Source organism: Citrobacter sp. LUTT5, from assembly GCF_009905315.1.
In the GTDB taxonomy this organism is placed as follows: Bacteria; Pseudomonadota; Gammaproteobacteria; order Enterobacterales; family Enterobacteriaceae; genus Citrobacter; species Citrobacter freundii.
The window spans coordinates 2841458-2861593 of record NZ_CP047606.1; the positions used below are offsets into that span (position 1 = coordinate 2841458).

Here is a 20136-nt window from a genome sequence, read left to right on the forward strand (position 1 = left end):
TAACCTGCATCCATGCTCTGGGTAACTTGCGTCAGCTAAATTACTTTTTTAGGTGGCTGAAATGAGTATACGGGATTGCACCAGTGGATGGTATTTCCTTGACCAACTAAATTGTCTCTCCTTGACCTGTCGTTATGACCCCCCTCACATTTCGGGCAAATAATTCGCGGCAATAAATAAGATCGTTCGGCACAAAAAAACCGGCACGATGGCCGGTTCGTCTGAATGCTCAGGCAATAAGCAGTTGTTACTTCTTCGCCGCCTGCGGGTCGGTGTCGTACTCTGCGCAGGTCTGGTAACCGGAGTTAATCACATGTCCGGTGTCATCTAAAGCAACAAAATAGGTTTCAGCTTTACCATCTCGTTGACCCAGGATGTAGGTCTGGCATGTCCCTCGCGCATGAATCATGCTGACTTCAGAAGAAGGTTTACCGGCAATCTGCGCCACCTGCGCCCGGCTCATCCCTTTCTTCACATCTTTCACCACGGGCTGAACAAATTGGTCTTTGGTACGATCGTAAGCCGTACACCCTGCCAGCATAGTCAAAACAGCCGCTGCACTCAGAATTCCTGTTAGGTTCTTGTTCATATTCCGTCCTCTTGTATTTCAGCGTGTTATATAAGCCTGGAGCACAACAACGCATTTTTCAAGCAATCAGATGATACTTAGGCAGTTTCGGAAAATTCTATTAAAACAAAATGATGCTCGCATCCCTTGTCGTTTGGGCCTCAACGCGATAATTTTAACACATCATTTTTTTGATCATTTTATTTTCCATAGGGGGTTAAATGACTCTGCAGCAAGAGATAATCCAGGCGCTTGGCGCAAAACCGCACATCAATGCAGAAGAAGAAATTCGCCGCAGCGTGGATTTCCTTAAATCTTATCTGCAGAACTACCCCTTTCTGAAATCACTGGTATTAGGGATTAGCGGCGGGCAGGACTCAACGCTCGCGGGAAAACTATGCCAGATGGCTATTTCCGAGCTTCGCGAAGAAACGGGGAATGACGCGCTGCAGTTTATTGCCGTACGTCTGCCATATGGCGTTCAGGCTGATGAACAGGACTGTCAGGATGCCATCGCCTTTATCCAACCGGACCGCGTACTCACCGTCAATATTAAGGGTGCGGTACTGGCCAGTGAACAGGCCCTGCGTGAAGCGGGTATTGAACTGAGCGATTTTGTCCGTGGCAATGAAAAAGCCCGTGAACGTATGAAGGCTCAGTACAGTATCGCCGGTATGACCAGCGGCGTTGTCGTGGGAACCGATCATGCAGCAGAAGCTATCACCGGATTTTTCACCAAATACGGCGATGGCGGTACTGACATTAACCCTATTTTCCGTTTGAACAAGCGTCAGGGTAAGCAGTTGCTTGCCGCGCTGGGTTGCCCGGAACATTTATATAAGAAAGCACCAACCGCCGACCTCGAAGACGATCGTCCTTCTCTGCCGGATGAAGCCGCATTAGGCGTCACCTATGACAACATCGACGATTATCTGGAAGGAAAAACGCTGGCTGCCGACGTCGCGAAAAAAATTGAAGGCTGGTATCTGAAGACCGAGCACAAACGTCGCACACCGATTACGGTGTTTGATGACTTCTGGAAAAAAGCGTAATTCTTTTAGTCACATATTGCCGGATAGCACTGGGATCACCGCTGTCCGGTCCCTTTTCCTGATCTGATGCCGCTTTTTTAATCGGTTCCAAACTGTTACACTGGATGGATAACCAGCATTCGGAGTGAGAAGTGGTACGGCGTCAATCAGCCCCGCGCCTGGCATTTGAGGCAGCGGCAATCTATGAATATCCTGAGCACCTGCGTCCATTTTTGAGTGCGCTTCCCGCCGTGCCAGGCGTCTATCTGTTTCACAGTGAAAGCGACACTATGCCGCTCTATATTGGTAAAAGCGTCAATATTCGCAGCCGCGTGATGGCACACCTGCGTACCGCAAACGAAGCAGCAATGCTGCGTCAGGCCAAACGCATTAGCTGGATTTGTACCGCGGGAGAAATTGGTGCCCTGCTGCTGGAAGCGCGATTGATCAAAGAACAGCAGCCGTTGTTTAATAAACGACTGCGGCGCAATCGTCAGCTTTGCGCCTTGCAGCTTACCGACCGAACTGTTCAGGTTGTCTACGCACGAGATATTGATTTCTCCCATGCCCCCAATCTGTTTGGCCTGTTTGCCAATCGTCGCGCAGCGCTACAAGCGTTGCAAAGCCTCGCGGATGAACAGCAACTGTGCTACGGCCTGTTGGGGCTGGAACCCCTGAGTCGCGGGCGCGCCTGTTTTCGCTCCGCGCTTAAGCGATGCGCCGGAGCGTGCTGCGGGAAAGAGAGTCATGAAGCCCATCATTTGCGTCTGTTAGAGGCGCTGGAAAGAGTGAGAGTGATTTGCTGGCCATGGAGCAATGCCATTGCGCTGCAGGAAACCCGCGCTGAAATGACACAGTACCATATCATCAACAACTGGCTGTGGCTGGGAGCCGTTTCAACGCTGGATGAAGCGGCTACCCTGGCGCGTATGCCGGCCGGCTTTGACCATGATGGCTACAAAATTCTCTGCCGGCCTGTTCTGTCTGGTCAATATGACATTATTGAACTGCGTCCGGAGAATGGCCCGGCATCCAGTTAATCTCGCTGAACAGCAGTTTTCCCTCGCGCTCCAGCAGTCGTAAGGTGTGTTTACCGTCGTGCCAGCTTGCACCCTGATCGGCAGTCAGTAGCTTATCGCCCAGTTGCCAGGCACCGCTGATAACAAATACCACGCCGCCGCGCGAACCAAAAGTCGTAAACGTGCGGTCGGCAACTCTGACTTTCGCCTGGCAGACATCCCGTCGGGTCATGATATTGAAATCCATCGACATCTGCCCTTCTGTCAGCTTCGCTTTTACCACCTTGTCACCGGCAAAGGTAAAAGGCTGATGCTGTTTCAGAGTATGTGTGAAGGTGTTTGACTCTTCCAGGGTCACTTCTCCACCTTCCAGTAGAGTAATCACGCGTTCTACGCCGGGAAAGAGAGAAAACTCTCCGTTGGCTGCAATGGAGGCGATACTCGCCCGCCAGTGAAAATCTCGTGTTGCTGGCGGAAAACAGCAAATCTCACGGGTTTCTCCCGCACCATTTCGCCACAGATTGACCGGCATTTTGCGGATATCAAAGTATTCCATCATCCCTCCAGAAAGACGCAGCACGGCAACCCGCCGTAAACAGGCAGCCATAAATCATCATTGGTATGTTCACCCTGCAGATTATTGTTATCGGCAGCAGAGTTGATTTGCCTTAGCGATGAACCCGGTGTTTTGCAAAAAAGAATAACGCGCTGATCCAGGTAGAATTTTCACGGGCTTCAGGAGAATAGCGTGTCGTGTGTCCGGTGCAATAGGCAGGAAAGAAAAAACCGCCGATCCTGCCCACATCGTTAAACGTGTTGTGGACAAGAGCGGCGGTCTTGAGTTTGGTTTCACGCTGTGCGGCAATCAGTGCAACACAGCATGAATGATTTAGTGTAGACGCTGATCGATTACTCGGCAGCTTGTGGCATTTTACCTTTCTGCGCTGCACGTTCTGTCAGACGCTTCTCAAAATTGGCATTAAACTGCTTTTTCTGTTCCGGGGTCAGAATGTTGTAAATCTTGTTCTGAGTTTCCATATGCGCCAACATGTTGGCTTTGCGCTGTTCTTCCATCTTCGCAATCTGCGCTTCGGCTTTCGCTTTATCGAAACTGTCGCTGGCAATAATGTCGTGCATCGCGCGACGCTCTTCCAGCGGCGGACGTTTCATCTGGTCGCGTTGACCTTTCATGATCTCGCGAATCTGCTGTTTCTGAGCATCGGTCAGGTTCAGGTCTTTGAACATCATGTCGTGATGCGGGGCGAATTTACCGTTGTGGTGCATCATCGGTTTGGCATCAGCTGGCGCAGCTGTTGTCGTGTCAGCGGCGTGAGCCAGGTTGGCAGCACCCAGGGCCAGAGTAGAGGCAACAAACAGAGCAGTCAGTTTACGCATAATTTCTATCCTTTCTTTCAGTTATTTTTACGACACTCATGCGACTCTTATGCAATGTGATGTCGTGTTGACGAGATTAACTTTACCGGCTTAAGCGTCAATTAATCAGAGCAACGGTAAAACAGTGAAAGTATAAAAAACAAATTTTCATCAATTATGAAGAAAAAAAGAATAAATTGCGCAGAGTTGCAATAAAAAATTACAACAGGATGATTTTGAAAGGATTATGAAGAACTATAACTGAAACCTGATTATTAAGAAAGCAATTCACCAGGAATAATCCGTAATAAATAAAAATAGCACGCAAAAATAAGCCCTGAAGGATAAACCTGCAAGGCATATATATTTATCACATTTTTTGGAGCATCAGCCCGGCACGTAAACCACAGGCCACGTTGGGATTCGGAAAGAGAACGTATTCAACATCATGGGTGACAATAAAACGTTCATCACCGTCCTGCGCCAGCAAGGTTCCCTCTTTAAAAGGGGTAAAGTTGAGCGTCTGGTTATCCATATGAAGAATGAAATCGTCGCTACGTCGCGTGATTTGCGACACTACGCGGTAGCGCAGCGGAGATGTTTCTCCCGTCGATACTCGCTCGCCTCGCAGCAACTGCGCCAGTGCGTCTGCCGTTTGCGCAAACTGGGACAGATCGTTTTGTCCAAACGGCAGCGCTTTACCCAGTTCCAGCGTACAGGCCAGTGCGCCAAAATGTTCCCCGCTAAAATGGGTGAACGTGCCGCCAGGCGTCTGATGAAAGACCAGCGCCTCCAGTCCCGCATCTCCCAGCCATTCAAGAAAACCCTCATCCCAGGCAACGTTGCGTTGTGGCAACACGCCAAAGCGCAGATGCAGTGAACCGCGAATCGCGGTGTGCAGATCCAGATGCCAGCGTGCTGGCTCTTTCGCCCGCGAATAAAAATCTTCCAGACACAGCTCAAGCTCATGGGCTCGGCGCGTTTCTTCACTCGCGGTAAAAATCTGCCACCGGCCGCCAAACATACGATTCAGGTCGCTATGACAATACCGTTTTCCCGCAGCAAGCGCCTGCGGGTTTCCCAGAATCACCAGTAGCCGCCATGTTAGTGCCAGCTCGCCGCTAAATAACCGGGACAACAATGAGTCGAGTATCTCTACCGGCGCGGTTTCATTGCCATGGATCCCCGCAGACAGCACCAGAGAATGTTCAACGGGTGCAAGCGGCGTCAGTTCCAGAATTCCGTGACCGATCCACTGCCAGTCAAAACCATGAATGGTTCCTTGCGTTTCCTCCGGAGTGGCACCTGCGAGCGTGATAGCCAGAAAGTTATCCATGGCGCATCCCCTCCAACTGGAAAGGATACACAGAGCCGAGGTTAAGCAATTGCGTCAGCGTATCCAGCGCTTCACGCCCCTCGCGCAACAGCTGTGGGTCGGCAAGGTCGGCAGCGGTAAGACGATCGCGATAGTAACGGTCAACCCAGTTATTCAACGTGTTAAACAGCATATCGTTCATGATAACCGCCGGATTCACCGCCTGCTGTTCCTGCAAGGTGAGCACCACTCTCAGGCGCAAGCATGCCGGACCGCCGCCGTTGGACATACTTTCACGCAGATCGAATACCCGCAGGTCATCGATCGGATTGTCTTCCTCGAGAAGACGGTTCAGATACCGCCACACGCCAGTATGCTCCCGGCACTCCTGCGGCAGGACCAGCATCATCGAACCGTCGTCACGACTCAGCAACTGACTGTTAAACAGATAGGTAGTCACCGCATCCTGCACCGAAACCTCCGCAGTCGGGACTTCCAGCGGGGTAAAACCTGCCACCTGACTACGCAACTGCTCTAATAACGCCTGCTGTCTGACAAACGCCTGCTGATGACAAAACAACACCTGGCGATTCGACACCGCAATCACATCGTTATGAAACACACCAAGATCGATGACATCCGGATTTTGCTGAGCAAAAATACACTGATGCGGGTTAACCTGATTCAGTCGTGCGACCGCCTCACTGGCCTCACGGGATTGCCTTGCCGGATAGCGCTTCGGCTGGGATGCATTGCCTTCTTCACGACCGTAAACAAATAGCTGTACACCGGGATCGCCGTAATCTCCACCGAGGCGGTTATGGTTTGCCGCCCCTTCATCACCGAAAAGCGCAACCTGGGGTAACGCACCGTGGACAGCAAAACTATTCTCATCACGGAAAATCGCCCGTAGCAACGCTTCGGTAGTAGGCGCTTCCAGCGAACGGTGGAACTTATTATTCAGATTCGCCACCGTCAGATGCACTTTCCCGTCCAGCGAATCTGCTGAAGGGCAAACCGTTGCCGCATTCGCTACCCACATAGGCGATGCGGAGCTGGCACTGGAGAGCCAGTGAGGTGCCTGACGCGCCACTTTCTCCAGCACCTGTTCATCACTGCCGCTAAAACCCAACTGACGCAGAACCGGAATAAAAGGCCGCTCGTGGGGGGGGATCACCGCCTGAGGAAAACCCGCATCCGCCAACGCTTTCATCTTTAGCAGACCTTGCTTCGCCGCCAGACGCGGGTTCGACACCTGAAATCGATGTTTGGTTGAGGCCTCATTACCAAATGACAATCCAGCATAGTGGTGAGTCAATCCCACCAGGCCATCAAAATTTACCTCACGGGCTTTCATAGATTATCCTCGCGAGAAAAATCCAGCCCGGGGCTAAGCGCCGTTGGCAGCGTTAAGGCCGGTGATTCCAGACTTGCCATCGGCCAGGCGCAATAATCTGCGGCATACCACGCGCTGGCGCGATGGTTCCCGGAAGCGCCAACGCCGCCAAACGGTGCGGTACTCGCTGCGCCGGTTAACGGCTTATTCCAGTTGACGATCCCTGCTCGTGCCTCCAGCAGTAGCTGTTCAAACTGGCCGCGATCGGGCGAAACTAACCCACACGACAGTCCAAAGCGGGTGTTATTCGCCACACGAATCGCCTCATCAAAACTGTCATAACGCCATACGCCAAGCAGCGGCCCAAAAACCTCTTCATCAGGTACGTTCGCCGCCCCGGTCAGTTCAATGATTCCAGGGGTCAGCAGTGACGTTCCCGCTTTCACCAGACGTGGCGCCAACAGCGTACGTCCCCCCAACGACGCCAGACGCTGCCAGGCATCATAGACATGCTGCGCGGCCTGTTCGGAAATCAGTCCGCCCATAAACGGCTGCGGTTCCGCATCCCAGTTGCCGGGCATTAAACGCTGACTAACCTCCACCAGACGCGTCAGGAACGCATCACCCTGCGCGCCTTTTTTAACTAACAGGCGGCGGGCACAGGTACAGCGCTGTCCGGCGGTGACAAATGCGGACTGAATGGTCAGATGTACCGCGGCATCAGTATCCTCCGGATTCTCAATAATCAGCGGGTTATTACCCCCCATCTCGAGGGCGAGGATTTTTTCCGGTTGACCGGATAACTGCCGATGCAACTGATAACCGGTATTAGCACTGCCGGTAAACAGCAGACCATCGAGGTCTTCCAGCGCACTCAGAGCCTGCCCTGTTTCACGTCCGCCCTGCACCAGGTTCAGCACGCCCGGCGGCAATCCCGCCTGTTCCCACAGCTTTGTTACTGCTTCACCGGTCCACGGCGTCAACTCGCTGGGTTTGAAAATCAACGTATTGCCTGCCAGTAATGCCGGAATAATATGGCCATTGGGTAAATGACCAGGGAAGTTATACGGACCAAAAACCGCCAGCACGCCGTGTGGGCGGTGGCGCAACGTTGCCGCGCCATCCGGTAGTTCGCTGTGCTGCTCTCCGGTACGGGCATGGTAAGATTTGACGGAGATGGCGATTTTATTGATCATCGCCGTCAGTTCAGTCGCGGCTTCCCAGCGTGGTTTGCCGGTTTCCTTGGCGATAATCTGGGTTAGCTCGGACTTATTGCTTTCCAGCAATGAAGCAAACTTTTCAACAATCGCCTGGCGTTCACTGAAGGGCTGTTTAGCCCAACCGGCAAAAGCTGCACGCGCAGCCTGGCACGCTTGCGTCACCTGCGTGGCATCGGCATCAATGCCGTGCCACAGCACATCACCACCTACTGGGTTGGTTTTCACCCGGCGCTCGCCCAGTCCCGTCACCCAGTCACCGTTTATCCATAGTGTCATGCTGTTTTCTCCTCTGCACAAAGACGCACAAAACGTACATGGTCGCCCGCGTGGCATTTCAGGGCATCCAGTTGTGCCGCCGTCAGTACCAGACGTTGGGTATCCGGGTCTGCGCGAACCAGCATGACGCGGAAGTTTTGATAGTTTTCATTGGCAACCAGACAGGCCGGATAATCGCCGGTTGCTGGCTGACCTTCCGCCACTTCCACCAGCCTGCTTTTACGAATCGCCCGCACCCGGTCAATATCGCATTCCAGCGTCGGCCCGCCGTCGAAAATATCGACATAGTTGCGATAGCGAAAGCCCTCTTTCTCCAGCACCGCCCGCGCGGGCGCCGTTTGCGGATGAACCTGACCAATCACGCTTTGTGCTTCATCAGACAGGAAATCGGTGTAAATAGGATGCTTGGGCATTAATTCAGCAATAAACGCTTTTTGCCCTGTTCCGCAGAGAAAATCCGCCCGGCTGAATTCCATTGAAAAAAAGCGTTTGCCGAGGCTTTGCCAAAACGGCGAGTAACCGTGTTCATCAATCACGCCGCGCATCTCAGCCACGACCTTCTCATTAAACTTGTCACGAAACGCGGCCATAAACATAAAGCGTGATTTTGACAACAAATAGCCGTTGCCTTCTTTTCGCCAGTCCGGATCGAGAAACAGCGTACAAAGCTCGCTGCTACCCGTGTGATCGTTACTCAGAAACAGCGTCGGCAGCGCGTTATACACATTCAGCTCTTTCGAGGCGTGGACCAGTGTGCCGACCCGATAGTTGTACCAGGGATCGTTAAGTCCTACCGCCACCTCAATGGCGCAAATCCCGGCCACAGTTCCGCTGGCGCTGTCTTCCAGCACAAACACATATCCCTGCTCACTTTTGGGCAACTCACCGCGCCAGGTTTGTAGCGAACGTTCGATACGCGCCATTAGCGTCGCTTCATTCGCCGGTAGCGAGGTCAATCCGCCGCCGGTCTTACCGGCAAGCTGCATCAACGCGGTGATATCAGCACGTTCAATGGGACGAATCACCATCATGATGAACCTCCTGCTTTAATGCGTTCGCAGGCCAGCGCAAAGCGATCCAGTCCGGTGGCAACTTCTTCTTCGCTGACATTGAGCGCTGGCGCAAAACGCACCACGTTAGCGCCAGCAATCAGTACCATCACCCCGGCAACAGCCGCTTCTTGCGAGATGAGTTTCGCTTTCCCGGCAAATTCCGCGTTCAGCACGCAGCCGATCAGCAGCCCGAGTCCACGAATTTCACTAAACAGTCCAAAACGTTCGTTAATGGCGTTAATACGCTCCACAAACCAGTCGTGGCGCTGTTTTACTCCGTTGAGCACTTCCGGCGTGTTAACAATTTCCAGCAGTTTACCCGCCACCGCCGTCGCCAGCGGGTTGCCGCCGTACGTTGTACCGTGCGTACCCACCGTCATCACACTGGCGCAATGCTCTGTCGCCAGCAGTGCGCCGATGGGGAAACCACCGCCCAGCGCTTTAGCTGTCGTCAGCAGGTCCGGCGTAACGCCGTAATGCATATAGGCATACAGCTCGCCAGTACGGCCAACCCCGGTCTGAACCTCATCAAAAATCAGCAGCGCATTATGGCGATCGCATAATTCACGCAACCCCTGCAAAAACGTGTTTGTTGCCGGCACCACACCGCCTTCGCCCTGAACAGGCTCGACGATGACCGCACAGGTCGTGTCATCAATCAGTTGGCTGGCAGAATCGAGATCGTTATACACGGCATGGCGGATATCCGGCGGCAACGGCGCGAAATCCTGTGAATAGGCGGGCTGACCGCCGGCGCTGACGGTAAACAGCGTGCGGCCATGGAAGGCATTTTTAAACGCCACAATCCCGCTCTTCTGGCTGCCAAAACGATCGTGGGCATATTTACGCGCCAGTTTTAGTGCCGCTTCGTTGGCTTCTGCGCCGGAGTTACAGAAGAAAATGCGCTCGGCGAAGGTGGCGTCAATCAGCTTTTTCGCCAGACGCAATACCGGCTCGTTGGTGTAGCCATTTCCGGTATGCCAGAATTTGCTCGCCTGGTCGTTTAATGCCTCGCGCAATGCCGGATGGGCGTGACCCAGCGCGTTAACCGCAATGCCTCCCGCGAAATCGATATACTCTTTACCCTGCTGATCCCACAGACGTGAACCTTCACCCCGCACCGGAATAAAAGGGGCCGGAGCGTATACAGGCATCATCCATTCATCAAAATTTTCACGCGTAATTGACAGAGACATAGCGACCTCAACGGTAAATAAAAGGTTATTTATATGTTAATAAATATAGTGTTTGCGGTGTAAATGTAGATTGCAGGGTTCGTGCCAGCCAGCGAAAAAAGTGCATAAACGGAGGTCGATGACGGAATATCAACAGGTTACAACGTGACGATATTCACTATACGTGCATATAAAGTGAATATGTTTGCGCATCAGGTGACTAAACAGAGGAAAAAACGCAGTTTTATTCAGTCGCCAAATATAATTCTGGAATTGTGATCGTATACAAAATTTTTCGGAAATTATTGCTCCATTCCGGCGCGCTTCGCGCCAAAACAGTGCAGTTTTTGCTCCATCGTTAACACCATTAGCAATCATTGTTGGAATCAGGTGACAAGAAGCAGTCAGTCTGCAGAAATTCTGCTACCATCCTTGCACTATTCATCTTGCAAAGTGGCAGTGACTATGAAATTTGTCTCTTTTAATATCAACGGCCTGCGTGCCCGTCCCCATCAACTGGCAGCCATTGTCGAAAAACATCAACCGGATGTTATTGGCTTACAGGAGACAAAAGTCCACGACGATATGTTCCCTCTCGAAGAGGTAGCAAAGCTCGGTTACAACGTCTTTTATCACGGCCAGAAAGGCCATTACGGCGTCGCATTGTTAACGAAAGAAACGCCAATTGCGGTACGTCGTGGCTTCCCGGGCGATGACGAAGAAGCGCAGCGTCGTATCATCATGGCAGAAATTCCGTCCCCTCTGGGCAGCATCACTGTGATCAACGGCTATTTCCCGCAGGGCGAAAGCCGCGACCATGAAACTAAATTCCCGGCCAAAGCCGCGTTTTACCAGAACCTGCAAAACTATCTTGAGGCAGAGTTGAAGCGCGACAATCCGGTATTGATCATGGGCGATATGAATATTAGCCCAACCGATCTCGATATCGGCATTGGCGAAGAGAACCGTAAACGCTGGCTGCGTACCGGAAAATGTTCCTTCCTGCCGGAGGAGCGTGAGTGGATGGAACGCCTGCTGGGCTGGGGTCTGGTGGATACCTACCGTCACGCAAATCCTGAAAAGAATGACCAGTTCTCGTGGTTTGATTACCGCTCAAAAGGCTTTGACGATAACCGTGGCCTGCGTATCGATCTGTTGCTGGCGAGCAACCCATTGGCGGAACGCTGCGAAGAAACCGGCATCGACTATGAAATTCGCAGTATGGAAAAACCATCCGACCATGCGCCGGTATGGGCTAAATTCCGCGTCTAATCTTTTGCGTTTTTGCACTCTCCGGGCCAGGCCTGGAGAGTGTGTTTATTTGGTGCAAAATCAATAAAGCAACGGTAATTCATTGTTGTAGTCGGAATTTTACTATATCTTCGCGCGCACTTTTCGCTGATGAAAATGCTCCATTGCACTCGGTTTTACAGGAGAACCCCCATGAAAAAGAAGTTCGCATAAAGCAGAATACCGGCTGCTGATTGTCGCGGTCCTTTTCTGCGTTCTGGCGGGAGTTTTCCATCATTATGGTCTGACCGACCTGATAACCAATTTCCATCATTTGCAAGACGTCATCCGCCAAAGCGGTATGTTCGGCTATACGCTTTATATCCTGCTGTTTATTGTTGCTGCGCTGTGTCTGATCCCCGGCAGCATCCTGGTGATCGTCGGCGGTGTGCTGTTTGGCCCCGTGGCAGGGACGCTTATCTCGTTAGTGGCAGCAACCGTGGCCTCGGCGCTGTCGTTTTTGCTGGCTCGCTGGCTTGGACGGGATCTGCTCCTGAAATACGTTGGGCATACGACAATGTTTCAGACTATCGAAAAAGGTATTGCCCATAGCGGAGTTGACTTTCTGATCCTCACCCGGCTCGTGCCGCTGTTCCCTTATAATATTCAAAATTACGCCTATGGGCTGACGGCCATTCCGTTCTGGTCATTTACCGTGATATCTGCGGCAACCACTTTACCAGGCATTTTTATTTATACGCTGATGTCGCACGAACTGGCCAGCGAAGGAATTAGCTGGGCATTTATCGGTAAGCTCAGCGTGGCGGGGCTGGCGTTATTCGCCCTCGTACAGGCAACCAAAGCCTGGGCCCGTTATAAGCATGTCGATCCATCAGCTCCTCACGAGTGCGCAGATAAATGATAAAACGACGCATCCATTACTACCGCGCAGGAGTGATAATCCTGCTGCTGCTCGCGCTGATAGCGTGGGCGTGGATACCTGGCGTGAGCGATTTTCTCCACGCCAGCCTGGCGGCATTTGCCACGCTCGATCAGCATGCAATTGAGAATTTTATTCGTTCTTACGGAACTCAGGCGGCGGTCGTTTCATTCTTCCTGATGATCTTGCAGGCCATCGTCGCCCCGCTTCCCGCTTTTGTGATCACCTTTGCCAACGCCTCGCTGTTTGGTGCATTTTGGGGCGGCATATTGTCCTGGTGCAGCGCAATGGCAGGCGCGGCGCTGTGCTTTTTTATTGCCCGCGTTTTAGGCCGTGGCGCGGTGGAGAAACTGACCGGAAAAACGGTGTTGAACAACATGGACGCTTTTTTCGAGCGCTATGGCAAGCACACCATTCTGGTCTGTCGCCTGTTACCTTTTGTACCGTTCGATCCGGTAAGCTACGCAGCAGGCCTGACCTCGATTCGGTTTCGCCATTTTTTCATCGCCACCGGCATCGGTCAGTTACCCGCCACTATCGTCTATTCATGGGCGGGTAGCCTGTTAACCGGCGGTACATTTTGGTTTGTAACCGGCCTGTTCATCCTGTTCGCTCTGAGCATAATAATTTCAGTGGCGAGAAGCCTTTATCTTGAACATCAGCGAAAAAAAACCTGAGACTTCCCCCATTTTTAGCCATGGAGATACTATGCGTTACTGCTTATTGTGCCTGAGTTTAATGCTCTGTCCGCTGGCGACGTTTGCCCAGGACGACGGCTGGCAACAAATCAAAAATGATGCCCGCGGTCAGACGGTGTGGTTCAACGCCTGGGGTGGCGACAATGCAGTTAACCAGTATCTCGATTGGGTTAGCGGCGAGATGAAAACGCACTATGCAATTAACCTGAAAATCGTACGTCTCGCAGATGCCGCCGACGCGGTAAAACGTATCCAGACAGAAGCAGCATCCGGGCGAAAAACCGGGGGTTCTGTCGATTTATTGTGGGTTAACGGCGAAAACTTCCGCACCCTGAAAGAAGCCGGGCTTCTGCAAACTCAGTGGGCGCAAACGCTGCCTAACTGGCGCTATGTTGATACCCAGAAACCGGTGACCGAAGATTTCTCCGTTCCAACGGAGGGGGCTGAATCACCGTGGGGCGGTGCCCAACTCACCTTTATTGCCCGGCGCGATCTCGCCGCACAGCCGCCGCAATCTCCGCAGGCACTGCTTGAATTTGCGCAGGCGCACCCTGGCACGGTGACCTATCCGCGCCCGCCAGACTTTACCGGCACGGCGTTTCTGGAGCAGTTGTTAATTTCGCTCACCACCAAACCACAAGCATTGAAAGTTGCGCCAGATGCAGCGACATTCGCCGACGTTACCGCGCCATTGTGGCATTATCTTGATACCTTGCACCCTGTACTTTGGCGTGAAGGCAAAGATTTTCCGCCCACGCCAGCACGAATGGATGTACTGCTCAATAGCGGCACCCTGCGTTTGTCATTGACCTTTAACCCAGCCCACGCGCAGCAAAAAGTAGCCAGCGGCGAATTGCCTAAAAGCAGCTACAGTTTTGGTTTCTCACAGGGCATGCTCGGCAACGTGCACTTTGTTGCCATTCCGGCGAATGCCCGCGCCAGTGCCGCAGCAAAAGTCGTGGCAAACTTCCTGCTTTCGCCCGAAGCACAACTGCGTAAAGCCGACTCAACTGTCTGGGGAGATCCTTCGGTGCTTGATCCACAAAAATTACCTGTCGAACAGCGTGATGCGCTGCTGGCGCGGATCCCACAAGGACTCCCTGCCGTTCTGCCGGAACCGCATGCTGCCTGGGTAAACGCTCTGGAACAAGAATGGCTACGCCGCTACGGTACGCATTAATTTTGCTACTCTGGGCCATCATGGCGGCAGTTTATCTGCCGTTGGTGCCAGCGGCTTTCTCTCTGATAGCGCCAGCCCTTAGCCTACCCCATTGGCTGGCTCTCTTTGCCGACCCTCAACTTCCGCAGGCGTTACTGGCGACACTTGTTTCCACAGTACTGGCTGCCGGCGGTGCACTGATCATCGCGCTGCTGGCGATCCTCGCTTTATGGCCCGGTGCAGGCTGGGCGCGACTAAGCACCCGTCTTCCGTGGCTGCTGGCTATCCCGCATGTTGCCTTCGCCACCAGCGTGCTGTTGGTTTTTGCCGAAGGCGGTAAAATCTGGCAATGGCTTCCGTTCCTCAGCCCACAGCCAGACCGTTACGGCATTGGGCTTGGCGTGACGCTGGCGGTGAAAGAGAGCGCTTTTTTGTTATGGATCCTCTCGGCTCTACTGAGTGAAAAACAACTTTCGCAGCAGGTTATCGTGCTGGATTCGCTGGGTTACAGCCGACTGCAATGCCTGAACTGGCTGGTACTGCCCGCTATCGGCCCGGCATTAGGCAAAGCTATGCTGGCGATTGTTGCCTGGTCACTCTCCGTTGTGGATGTGGCAATCGTCCTCGGCCCCGGAAATCCGCCAACACTGGCCGTATTGAGCTGGCAATGGCTCAGTCAGGGCGATGTCGAACAGCAGGCGAAAGGCGCACTCGCCAGCCTGTTGCTGGTGCTGTTACTCCTCATTATCGCGCTGGTGAGTTATCTGTTGTGGCGCGCCTGGCGACGTACTATCCCGGCAGCAAATGGTGAACGCCTGCATTTTTCACCTATAACAATCGCACGCCCGCTGGTACAGATCTTGCCCGTCAGCGGTGTGGTATGCGCGCTTGTACTGGCGCTTATCGCCAGCTATTCCTCACTAAACCACGAGGCGCTCAGCAATAGCCTGCAGCTAGGGCTCCTTTCCAGCGTGTTAGCGCTACTGATACTTTTTGTCTGGCTGGAATGGGGTCCACAAACCGGGCACCGCTGGGTCTGGCTACCGCTCATTTTGCCTGCGCTACCACTGGTAACCGGACAATATCTGCTGGCGTTATATGCCGAACAGGATGGACTGATGACAACCATTATCTGGGGCCACCTGCTGTGGGTAATGCCCTGGATGCTATTTGTGCTTAAACCGGCCTGGCAGCGCATTGACCCGCGATTAATTTTGATTGCACAAACGCTGGGCTGGTCGCAGGGGCGGATATTCTGGCTGGTGAAATGCCCGCAGCTGGTGCGTCCGGCATTGATTGCCTTCGCGGTTGGCTTCTCGGTCAGTATCGCCCAGTATATGCCGACGCTGTGGCTAGGTGCCGGACGCTATTCCACGCTGACCACCGAAGCGGTGGCATTAAGCAGCGGCGGTAGCAGCGAGATTCTGGCAACACAAGCGTTGTGGCAGCTTCTTCTACCACTGCTCGTTTTCGCGCTCGCAGCCTTTCTCGCCGCGTGGATTGGCCGCTTTCGACAAGGACTCCGCTAATGCTCATTGTGCAAAACGTTTCGTTGTACCAAGGGGCGACTGCGCTGTTGAAGAACGTTACCTTTGAGGTTGATAAAAGTGACATTGTCACGATTATGGGTTCTTCCGGCAGCGGAAAGTCTTCGTTGTTTTCGTGGATGGTCGGGGCGTTGTCGCCTCAGTTTCAGGCATCAGGCGAGCTGTGGCTCAACGAACGACGCGTTGACTCGCTGCCTACGGCGCAGCGCCAGATTGGCATTCTGTTCCAGGATGCGTTGTTGTTTGACCATTTCAGCGTTGGGCAGAATTTACTGCTGGCCCTACCTGCCAGCCTGCAGGGTTCCGCCAGACGACATGCGGTGGAAAGTGCTCTCGCGCGCGCTGACCTGACCGATTTTTATTCGCGCGATCCGGCGTCGCTCTCCGGCGGACAACGCTCGCGTGTCGCCCTGCTCCGCGCGCTACTGGCTCAGCCCCAGGCACTGTTACTTGATGAACCCTTTAGTCGGCTGGATGCGTCGCTACGCGACACCTTTCGCCAATGGGTCTTCACCGAGGTGCGTAAGTTGGGGATCCCGGTGGTACAGGTGACCCATGACGCGCAGGACGTTCCGCCAGCAGGCCGCGTACTTCAGATGGAAAACTGGGCGTGAATGTGGCGATATGCTGCGTTAACGCAAGGTTTTTACTTAACCGGCGGCACAGAATGTCGTCCTCTTTTTTTCAACGTCGGGCTATTCGATGAAACGTGTTTCTCAAATGACCGCGCTGGCACTGGCTTTAGGGCTCGCTTGCGCTTCTTCCTGGGCAGTTGAAACAGCACAGACGCTCACCCTCGACCAGTTACAGCAAAAGCAAGGCGCGGCGATCGATACCCGTCAGAGCGCTTTTTACAACGGCTGGCCGCAGTCGCTTAATGGTCCTTCAGGACACGAACCTTCCGCACTGAACCTGTCTGCCGCCTGGCTCGACAAGATGAATGATGAACAACTCAGCGCCTGGGTTCAGTCACATCAGTTGAAAACTGATGCGCCAGTAGCGCTGTATGGTAGCGATAACGACATACAGGCTGTCAAAGCCCGCCTGCAAAAAGTTGGCTTTAACCATATCTCCACCCTCAGCGATGCGCTTACGGACCCAGCCCGCCTGCAACGTCTGCCGCACTTCGAACAGCTGGTGTACCCGCAGTGGCTGCACGACCTGCAGCAGGGTAAAAACGTAACCGCTAAACCGGCGGGTGACTGGAAAGTGATTGAGGCCGCCTGGGGCGCACCGAAGTTGTATCTGCTCAGCCACATCCCTGGTGCGGGCTACATTGATACCAACGAAGTTGAAAGCGAACCGCTGTGGAATAAAGTTTCCGACGCGCAGCTCAAAGCGATGCTGGCGAAACACGGTATCCGCCACGACACCACGGTGATTTTATACGGTCGCGATGTCTATGCCGCCGCTCGCGTGGCGCAAATTATGCTGTATGCAGGCGTGAAAGATGTTCGTCTGCTCGACGGCGGTTGGCAAACCTGGTCCGACTCAGGTTTACCGGTCGAACGCGGCACTCCGCGAACGGTGAAACCAGAACCTGATTTCGGCGTGAAAATCCCTGCCCAGCCGCAGTTGATGCTCGATATGGAACAGGCTCGCGGTCTGCTGCATCGCCAGGATGCGTCTTTGGTGAGCATTCGTTCATGGCCAGAATTTGTCGGTACCACCAGCGGCTATAGCTACATTAAGCCAAAAGGTGAGATTGCAGGTGCACGTTGGGGCCACGCAGGCAGCGACTCCACGCATATGGAAGATTTTCATAACCCGGATGGCACCATGCGCAGCGCGGATGACATCGCCGCCATGTGGCAGCAATGGAATATCCTGCCGAATCAACAGGTCTCTTTCTATTGCGGTACCGGCTGGCGCGCTTCAGAAACGTTTATGTATGCCCGCGCGATGGGCTGGAAAAACGTCTCCGTCTACGACGGCGGCTGGTATGAGTGGAGCAGCAATCCAAAAAATCCGGTTGCCAGCGGTGAACGGGGCCCGGACGCCAGTAAGTAAGATTGTCATTATTGCCGGATGCGGCGAGAACGCTTTACTCTGCCTGGATATACCATCGTTGTAGGCCGGATAAGCGAAGCGCATCCGGCAACGCAATATCTTACTCCTGACGCTGGACCGCTTTCAGTGTCAGGTATCCGCTCCAGATCCGGGTAAATGTCGTCATCCAGCACAGCGCGCCAAAGACCCACGCCATCACGGCAAAATATTCCGGGAACAGACAACCCAACACAAATAGCAAAATCGTCTCAGTACCTTCGGTCAGTCCCCCCAGATAATAAAACGATTTATGCGCGTAGCCCGGGTTATCAATTTGATGTTTCGCCGCCAGCGCGGCAAAGGCCAGAAAGCTGCTGCCGGTTCCCATAAAGGCGAACAGCAGCCAGCCGCCAGCCAGCGAGTTAGCCGCCGGATCGGCGAGCATAAAACCGAATGGCACTAAGGCGTAAAACAGAAAATCGAGCGTGATATCAAGAAATCCGCCTGCGTCGGTTAGCCCTCTGCGCCGCGCCAGAGCCCCATCCAGCCCATCAAAAAGCCGATTGAGCACAATGACCGCCAGCGCTGCCAGATACCAGCCTAACGCCAAAAATGGCAAGGCCAACACGCCAATGGCAAAACCGACCAGCGTAAGCCCGTCCGGGGTAATCGCCGGTTTATCAATAATGCTTACGCAGCGATGCAAAAGCGGTTTTAATCGCGGATGAATATGACGATCAAGCATGCGGGCGTCCTTTAAAGCTGTCGCACAGCCCCTGGGAAGGAATATCGAGAGCAGCATTAAAACGCGCAGAGAGATTTTGAAACGCAATCAGCGCGGTCATTTCCGTAATGGCATCATCGGTAAAATGCTGCTTCATCTGCGCTTTCAGCGCATCATCAACCTGTGGAGGCGTTGCGGTCACCGCATCGGCATAGGCCAGCGCTACTCGCTCTTCTGCGCTAAATAGCGCCGATTCTTGCCAGTTGGCAACCTGTAAGACTTTATCCAGCGCGCCACAGCGTTCAGCCAGCCGTAAACTGTTGGCATCAACGCAGAAAGCGCAGTGGCACACCTGAGAAACGCGGGTCATCAACAGCGCGCGCATCACCGGCGTTAAGCGCGCCTTTTTACGCTCCAGAAACCCGACAAACAGCGCCACCAGCCAGAACAGAAACGGCATCCGCCCCCACCAGCGCGTGGGATGCAGCACATCGCCATAATGTTTTTTCTGCGTAGCAACGAGCGGTTTTAGACTGGAAGGGATACGCGTTAACGGCTTTACCCACGACTGAGGTTCGTTCAACGGTGGCTCCTGAATACTTTAGATAAAACAAAGATAACGATAGTATGTCATTTTCTGCTGTTAGATCTTGATGAATATAATGAAAACCATCGACGTGGTCGCCGCTATCATTGAACGTGATGGCAAAATTTTACTGGCTCAGCGTCCGCTACATGCGGATCAGTCAGGCATGTGGGAGTTTGCCGGCGGTAAGGTTGAACCGGGCGAAAGTCAGCCCGACGCGCTGTTCCGTGAACTGCGTGAAGAGTTGGGCATTGAAGCAGTCGTGGGGCGCTACATTGCCAGTCATCAGCGCGAGGTTTCGGGCAGACTGATCCACTTACATGCCTGGCATGTACCGTCATATCAGGGGGAACTGAAGGCGTATGAACATCAGGATATCGTCTGGTGTTCACCCGAAGAGGCGCTGCGTTATCCGCTGGCGCCTGCCGATATCCCACTACTGGAAGCGTTTATTCTTTTACGCGACGCCAGACCAGCGGATTTGTGCTGATCGTTTTCTCATCGCGTTGGCACTGAAGCAAGACGCCGTCAGCTTTAATCACTGCCCCTTCTGAATAGTTTTGATCCTGATAAATACAGCACTGGCTACAGGACTGCGCCCGCTGACCGCTGGAACTGAACACTTCCGGCGGTACGTTAACCTGCACATCCGGGCGATAAGGCTGATTTGCCAGCGTCGCGCCGGACACCAGGGCCAACACGCCTGCCACGATTAAACGGCGCATATTCTTTCCTTTTTAACTGACAATTATGCTCAGTATAACGGTATAAATCGGCAGAAACTTTAGCCTCTTCGATCATCGTTTTTGGTTATGACCCACGACGCAATATTAATTTACTTAGCGGGGTTAATTTTTTCTTGCGTCGCGTCACAGTGCTGATGGTATAGTCAAAAAC

General features: G+C 53.3%; 21 protein-coding genes. 10 read left to right on the plus strand and 11 right to left on the minus strand.

Features of this window, described 5'->3' with window-relative positions; all coding sequences use genetic code 11:
- Positions 1–247 precede the first annotated feature (247 nt).
- Entirely contained in the window at positions 248–589 is a 342-nt protein-coding gene (gene osmE, locus GUC46_RS13745; protein ID WP_003030621.1) for an osmotically-inducible lipoprotein OsmE, read from the minus strand.
- Positions 590–789: 200 nt separating this feature from the next.
- Here osmE and nadE point away from each other — a divergent pair, with 200 nt between their 5' ends.
- Positions 790–1620: an ammonia-dependent NAD(+) synthetase gene (nadE, locus tag GUC46_RS13750; RefSeq protein WP_130714725.1), complete on the plus strand. Its 831-nt coding sequence runs from the start codon at positions 790–792 to the stop codon at positions 1618–1620.
- Between the two features lie 131 nt (positions 1621–1751).
- The gene (cho, locus tag GUC46_RS13755) at positions 1752–2639 is read left to right on the plus strand and encodes an excinuclease Cho (RefSeq protein WP_061550011.1); all 888 of its coding nucleotides are present in this window, start codon (positions 1752–1754) and stop codon (positions 2637–2639) included.
- Here cho and ves read toward each other — a convergent pair.
- The 7 genes from ves to GUC46_RS13790 form a co-directional block, all read right to left on the minus strand.
- Entirely contained in the window at positions 2599–3174 is a 576-nt protein-coding gene (gene ves, locus GUC46_RS13760; protein ID WP_003030626.1) for an environmental stress-induced protein Ves, read from the minus strand. The two genes, cho and ves, sit on opposite strands and share 41 nt — an antisense overlap.
- A gap of 353 nt (positions 3175–3527) precedes the next feature.
- On the minus strand, positions 3528–4013 hold the full coding sequence (gene spy, locus GUC46_RS13765) for an ATP-independent periplasmic protein-refolding chaperone Spy (RefSeq protein ID WP_003030629.1): 486 nt from the start codon (positions 4011–4013) through the stop codon (positions 3528–3530).
- A gap of 349 nt (positions 4014–4362) precedes the next feature.
- Positions 4363–5328 (minus strand): succinylglutamate desuccinylase, encoded by a 966-nt coding sequence (astE, locus tag GUC46_RS13770; protein ID WP_003843448.1) that lies wholly within the window; start codon positions 5326–5328, stop codon positions 4363–4365.
- The gene (astB, locus tag GUC46_RS13775; RefSeq protein WP_003843447.1) at positions 5321–6664 is read right to left on the minus strand and encodes an N-succinylarginine dihydrolase; all 1344 of its coding nucleotides are present in this window, start codon (positions 6662–6664) and stop codon (positions 5321–5323) included. The genes astE and astB overlap by 8 nt, the downstream gene beginning before the upstream one ends.
- Complete coding sequence (astD, locus tag GUC46_RS13780) at positions 6661–8139, minus strand: succinylglutamate-semialdehyde dehydrogenase (RefSeq protein ID WP_160180375.1); 1479 nt, start codon at positions 8137–8139, stop codon at positions 6661–6663. The genes astB and astD overlap by 4 nt, the downstream gene beginning before the upstream one ends.
- Positions 8136–9170: an arginine N-succinyltransferase gene (gene astA, locus GUC46_RS13785; RefSeq protein WP_003030637.1), complete on the minus strand. Its 1035-nt coding sequence runs from the start codon at positions 9168–9170 to the stop codon at positions 8136–8138. The genes astD and astA overlap by 4 nt, the downstream gene beginning before the upstream one ends.
- Entirely contained in the window at positions 9167–10387 is a 1221-nt protein-coding gene (locus GUC46_RS13790) for an aspartate aminotransferase family protein (RefSeq protein WP_003030639.1), read from the minus strand. Before GUC46_RS13790 ends, astA begins: the two co-directional genes overlap by 4 nt.
- 444 nt (positions 10388–10831) lie before the next feature.
- On the opposite strand from GUC46_RS13790, the gene xthA reads away from it, so the two are divergent.
- The 7 genes from xthA to GUC46_RS13825 all read left to right on the plus strand — a co-directional run bounded on the left by xthA (position 10832) and on the right by GUC46_RS13825 (position 17950).
- Positions 10832–11638, plus strand: a complete 807-nt coding sequence (gene xthA / locus GUC46_RS13795; protein ID WP_057101653.1) for an exodeoxyribonuclease III — start codon at positions 10832–10834, stop codon at positions 11636–11638.
- 205 nt (positions 11639–11843) lie between these two features.
- Entirely contained in the window at positions 11844–12518 is a 675-nt protein-coding gene (locus GUC46_RS13800) for a TVP38/TMEM64 family protein (protein ID WP_371729205.1), read from the plus strand.
- Positions 12515–13213, plus strand: a complete 699-nt coding sequence (locus GUC46_RS13805; protein ID WP_046670564.1) for a TVP38/TMEM64 family protein — start codon at positions 12515–12517, stop codon at positions 13211–13213. The genes GUC46_RS13800 and GUC46_RS13805 overlap by 4 nt, the downstream gene beginning before the upstream one ends.
- Positions 13214–13244: 31 nt before the next feature.
- Positions 13245–14414, plus strand: coding sequence for an ABC transporter substrate-binding protein (locus GUC46_RS13810; RefSeq protein ID WP_130714727.1), 1170 nt, complete (start codon positions 13245–13247; stop codon positions 14412–14414).
- The gene (locus GUC46_RS13815; RefSeq protein ID WP_130714728.1) at positions 14387–15922 is read left to right on the plus strand and encodes a thiamine ABC transporter permease; all 1536 of its coding nucleotides are present in this window, start codon (positions 14387–14389) and stop codon (positions 15920–15922) included. The genes GUC46_RS13810 and GUC46_RS13815 overlap by 28 nt, the downstream gene beginning before the upstream one ends.
- Positions 15922–16554, plus strand: coding sequence for an ATP-binding cassette domain-containing protein (locus GUC46_RS13820; protein WP_130714729.1), 633 nt, complete (start codon positions 15922–15924; stop codon positions 16552–16554). The genes GUC46_RS13815 and GUC46_RS13820 overlap by 1 nt, the downstream gene beginning before the upstream one ends.
- Positions 16555–16642: 88 nt before the next feature.
- Positions 16643–17950: a sulfurtransferase gene (locus GUC46_RS13825; protein WP_130714730.1), complete on the plus strand. Its 1308-nt coding sequence runs from the start codon at positions 16643–16645 to the stop codon at positions 17948–17950.
- A 100-nt stretch (positions 17951–18050) separates the two neighbouring features.
- Here the strand turns inward: GUC46_RS13825 and GUC46_RS13830 are convergent, their stop codons facing one another.
- Both GUC46_RS13830 and GUC46_RS13835 read right to left on the minus strand, forming a co-directional pair.
- Positions 18051–18674, minus strand: a complete 624-nt coding sequence (locus GUC46_RS13830; RefSeq protein WP_003030659.1) for a CDP-alcohol phosphatidyltransferase family protein — start codon at positions 18672–18674, stop codon at positions 18051–18053.
- Positions 18667–19236: a carboxymuconolactone decarboxylase family protein gene (locus GUC46_RS13835; RefSeq protein ID WP_003846637.1), complete on the minus strand. Its 570-nt coding sequence runs from the start codon at positions 19234–19236 to the stop codon at positions 18667–18669. The genes GUC46_RS13830 and GUC46_RS13835 overlap by 8 nt, the downstream gene beginning before the upstream one ends.
- 79 nt (positions 19237–19315) lie before the next feature.
- On the opposite strand from GUC46_RS13835, the gene GUC46_RS13840 reads away from it, so the two are divergent.
- Positions 19316–19729: a pyrimidine (deoxy)nucleoside triphosphate diphosphatase gene (locus GUC46_RS13840; RefSeq protein WP_121571649.1), complete on the plus strand. Its 414-nt coding sequence runs from the start codon at positions 19316–19318 to the stop codon at positions 19727–19729.
- Here the strand turns inward: GUC46_RS13840 and GUC46_RS13845 are convergent.
- Positions 19689–19964: a YnjH family protein gene (locus tag GUC46_RS13845; RefSeq protein ID WP_048233576.1), complete on the minus strand. Its 276-nt coding sequence runs from the start codon at positions 19962–19964 to the stop codon at positions 19689–19691. The genes GUC46_RS13840 and GUC46_RS13845 overlap by 41 nt on opposite strands.
- Positions 19965–20136: the final 172 nt, after the last annotated feature.